This window comes from Erwinia sp. V71 (genome assembly GCF_965644245.1).
Classification (GTDB): Bacteria; Pseudomonadota; Gammaproteobacteria; order Enterobacterales; family Enterobacteriaceae; genus Erwinia.
Genome location: NZ_CBFFRK010000195.1, coordinates 1 through 4,125 on the forward strand (window position 1 = coordinate 1; position 4,125 = coordinate 4,125).

Annotated in this window: 4 protein-coding genes and 1 pseudogene; 4 read left to right on the top strand and 1 reads right to left on the bottom strand. The window is 54.2% G+C overall.

The genetic code is table 11. The annotated features are described in order from the left end of the window. Positions 1-460 precede the first annotated feature (460 nt). The gene (gene osmE, locus ACSZO1_RS21770) at positions 461-796 is read right to left on the bottom strand and encodes an osmotically-inducible lipoprotein OsmE (RefSeq protein WP_437616387.1); all 336 of its coding nucleotides are present in this window, start codon (positions 794-796) and stop codon (positions 461-463) included. Between the two features lie 236 nt (positions 797-1,032). On the opposite strand from osmE, the gene ACSZO1_RS21775 reads away from it, so the two are divergent. From ACSZO1_RS21775 to ACSZO1_RS21790, 4 genes and pseudogenes are all read left to right on the top strand, one after another. Continuing rightward, positions 1,033-1,617 carry a TetR/AcrR family transcriptional regulator gene (locus tag ACSZO1_RS21775; protein WP_437616389.1) on the top strand — a complete coding sequence of 195 codons (585 nt, stop codon included), beginning with the start codon at positions 1,033-1,035 and terminating at the stop codon, positions 1,615-1,617. Further along, complete coding sequence (locus ACSZO1_RS21780) at positions 1,614-2,807, top strand: multidrug effflux MFS transporter (protein WP_437616391.1); 1,194 nt, start codon at positions 1,614-1,616, stop codon at positions 2,805-2,807. The genes ACSZO1_RS21775 and ACSZO1_RS21780 overlap by 4 nt, the downstream gene beginning before the upstream one ends. A 106-nt stretch (positions 2,808-2,913) precedes the next feature. Next, positions 2,914-3,747, top strand: coding sequence for an ammonia-dependent NAD(+) synthetase (gene nadE, locus ACSZO1_RS21785; protein ID WP_437616393.1), 834 nt, complete (start codon positions 2,914-2,916; stop codon positions 3,745-3,747). Between the two features lie 128 nt (positions 3,748-3,875). Beyond that, a pseudogene (locus ACSZO1_RS21790) lies at positions 3,876-4,058 on the top strand (endonuclease); the annotation flags it as partial. Between the last annotated feature and the right edge of the window lie 67 nt (positions 4,059-4,125).

The window sequence follows — 4,125 nt, forward strand, 5'->3', positions numbered from 1 at the left end:
TTATCGGTAGTTAACCCTTCCTCCTACACTCTCCACAATCATGTCCGAGCGTTGCACTTATTATCTGAATTCGCGAAGCAGTGATCATTAACGGGCAGAAGTGGCAAACATGACAGCGATATAAAGCCATATATATTAATATACAATGAAACGGTTAACCTTGTTATTTTCTATTTATCAGGCAAGCAACAGGAAGTTATCACAACACTCCATCAACTGTCTTCATTTATTGACGTTATATTGATAGCACCATCACATCAGATAAAGAAAACAACCCTACCCATAAAATATAAATAAGTAGTTAATGTTACACACTCAATTAATAGAATTTCGCAGGCAGCATAAAAATAGCGGGGATATCAGCAGGATATAAAAAAGCCCGAACACTGTCGGGCTTGCAATAACATCGGTATTATTCTTTAACGCGTTCCTGTTACCTACACGCGTTACCAGACGAAGCTTATTTCGCCGCCTGTGGATCGGTATCGTACTCTTTACAGCTCTGGAAGCCGTAATTCATAACCCGTCCGGTGTCGTTGTAGCTTACGAAGTAAGTCTGCGTTTTACCGTCGCGTTCACCCAGCACGTAGGTCTGGCAGGTTCCGCGAGCATGCACCATGGTGATTTCCGTCGAAGCTGGACCCGCAATCTCACGCACCTGCTCACGCGTCATCCCTTTCTTCACATCTTTTACCACCGGCGTGGTGACATAACTTTCCGCGCGATCATAGGCAGTACATCCGGATAACACAGCTAAAGCCACAGCAGCACCAATCAGTCCTGTTACTTTCGTCATTTTGTTATTCCTCATTTATTGTCCATGTGATTATAAGCGTGGAACAGAAAGGCTGATTTATCAAATTTATGCCGCTCTGCCAGCGCGTTTTCGGACTCCGCTGAAATCCCCGTGACCAGGCTGATAAAGAAAAATGTGGGAATCAACGCCAGCTTCCGTATAATGCCGTTTAAAAATGAGAATGAACGCTCTCAATACATCTTACTACCACCCCTGCAGATTCACAGGAGGACGCTATGGACCCGCAACCCAGCGCCCGCGATCTTCGTCATCGCCAGCGTCAGGACGAAATCATTACCGCTGCACGGCATTGTTTCCGTCAGTCCGGTTTTCATGCCGCCAGCATGGCGCAGCTTGCCAGCGAGGCGCAGCTCAGCGTCGGCCAAATCTACCGCTATTTCACTAACAAAGACGCCATTATCGAGGAGATCGTCCGCCGGATTATCGACCAGCGGATGGCGGAACTGAGCGAGCATACCCACACGCCAAAATTACCCGCCCTGCTGGCGTGGTGCGAAGTGCCGGATGAAGACGATCAGGCGCTGATGCTGGAAGTCGCGGCGGAAGCGACACGTAATCCACGGGTCGCCGCGATGCTGGCGGATGCCGACCATCGTATGTTCCATCACGCAGTCAGCACCGTACAACGTGAACACCCACAGTTTAGCGAGGAACGCATCCGCGCCTGTGTGGAAGTGCTGGCGGTGATGGTTGAAGGAACCGCCTACCGCCGCCTGACACCGCAGAAAGCCTCAGCGGAGCGGCTGCAGGTCATTTATCAGCAACTGCTGCAACAACTGTTTGAGAATGAAGATCCATGACATCTCGCGCACACCCTAACCGCGTGGTTTACGCGGTCACTCTGGGCATGCTGGCCGCACTTGGCCCGCTCTGCACCGATCTCTACCTGCCCGCCCTGCCGGAACTCGCCAGCGAGCTGCAGACCTCCACCGCCACGGCGCAGCTCAGCCTGACAGCTGGTTTACTGGGGCTGGGTGCAGGCCAGCTGATTTTTGGCCCAATGAGCGATAAATATGGCCGCATCCGCCCGTTACTGCTGTCACTGGTGCTGTTTTTTATCTCCTCGGTTGGCTGTGCGCTGGCGCAGGATATTAACCAGCTGCTGGTCGCGCGTCTGTTTGAAGGACTGTCCGGTGCCGGCGGCGCAGTGCTGTCGCGTGCTGTGGCGCGTGATATGTACAGCGGCCATGAACTGACGCGCTTCTTCGCGCTGCTGATGCTGGTTAATGGTCTGGCACCGATTGGCGCGCCCGTACTGGGCGGCGCGCTGATGGCGTTCCTCGACTGGCGCGGACTGTTTATGGCGCTGGCATTGATCGCCGTGCTGCTGCTGGTGTTATCACGCAGCACACTGAGTGAGACGCTGCCACCCGACAGACGCAACCAGGGGAGTATGTTGTCCGCCTGGGCCGGACTGGGACAGGTAGTGAAAGATCGCGCCTTTATGGGCTTCTGTCTGACCCAGGGTCTGATGATGGCGGGCATGTTCGCTTATATCGGTGCATCACCGTTTGTGCTGCAGCAGTTGTATGGCATGTCGCCGCAGGGTTTCAGTCTGTGCTTTGCCGTTAACGGCATCGGCCTGATTATTGCATCACAGACCAGCGCGCGCTTCTGCACGCTGTGGGGCGAGTACCGGGTGCTGAAAGGCGGGCTGGCACTGGCGTTTATTGCCGCCAGCGCCCTGCTGCTGGCCGGTATCAGCCATGCCCCGCTGCCGCTGATACTGGTGGCGCTGTTCTTTACCATTGCCAGTGTTGGCGTCATCGGCACTACCGCGTCATCTCTGGCGATGCAGAGCCAGGGACAGCGCGCCGGCAGTGCATCGGCAGTGATTGGCGTCACCATGTTCAGCCTGGGCGCACTCAGTGTGCCGTTGACCGGTCTGGGCGGCACCTCGGTGCTGACCATGACGATGACCATCTTCGCCTGCTATCTGCTGGCGATCCTGATGTTTGTCCTGCTGGCGAAAAAAGCGAAAACTGTCTGATTTAACAGCATTTGACGCGCATCCATGACGATTGTTTCTTGTCGTTTTGCCGGATGCGCGTTAGCTTAACAGCAGAGAATGATGCAACTGACTTGAGGAGAGGTTCATGGCACTGCAGCAAGAGATTATCGCCGCACTTGGCGTAAAGCCAGTGATCGACCCGCAGCAAGAAATCCGCACCAGCGTTGAATTTCTGAAATCCTACCTGAAAACTTACCCGTTTATTAAATCACTGGTGCTCGGCCTGAGCGGTGGCCAGGATTCCACCCTGACCGGCAAACTGAGCCAGACCGCGATCCGCGAGCTGCGCGAAGAAACCGGCGACCCGGCGTATCAGTTTATCGCGGTGCGCCTGCCTTACGGCGTGCAGGCAGATGAGCAGGATTGCCAGGACGCAATCAGCTTTATTCAGCCGGACCGCGTTCTGACCGTCAATATCAAAGAGTCCGTGCTGGCCAGTGAGAAAGCGCTGCGTGAGGCGGGCGTGGAACTGTCCGATTTTATTCGCGGCAATGAAAAAGCGCGTGAAAGGATGAAGGCGCAGTACAGCATCGCCGGGATGAACGCGGGCGTGGTGGTGGGCACCGATCATGCGGCAGAAGCCGTCACCGGTTTCTTCACCAAGTACGGCGATGGCGGCACGGATATCAACCCGATTTTCCGTCTGCACAAAGGCCAGGGTAAACAGCTGCTGAAAGCACTGGGTTGCCCGGAACATCTGTATCTGAAACACCCGACCGCCGACCTGGAAGATGACCGCCCGGGTCTGCAGGACGAAGTGGCACTGGGTGTAACTTACTCGCTCATCGACCAGTATCTGGAAGGCAAAACGATCGATGCAGCCAGTGCGAAAATCATTGAAGGCTGGTATCTGAAAACCGAGCACAAACGTCGTCCGCCGATTACGGTATTTGATGATTTCTGGAAAAAAGAGTCCTGATCTCTGTGTGGGCGGTGACGGTGCCGCCCTGCTTTAACCACTCGCCCGGCCACTGATCCCCTTTCCTGCTGTACCTCTTTTCGTCACCCCTGCTATACTGGATAAGTAAACAGTAAGCGGAGTCGCCTTTGCCAACACGTCTCACCCGCCATCGCCTGGAATTTGAAGCGGCGGCAATTTATCACTACCCCGAACACCTGCGCCATTTTCTCGATGAACTGCCGGAACTGCCCGGTGTGTATCTGTTTCATGGCGACAGCACACAAATGCCGCTGTATATCGGTAAAAGCATCAGCATCCGCGTAAGCGTCTCATACATACCGTATATTGACTTAAAATAGCAATATGCAGCAACTCAGAACCGTACGGACTTACTAT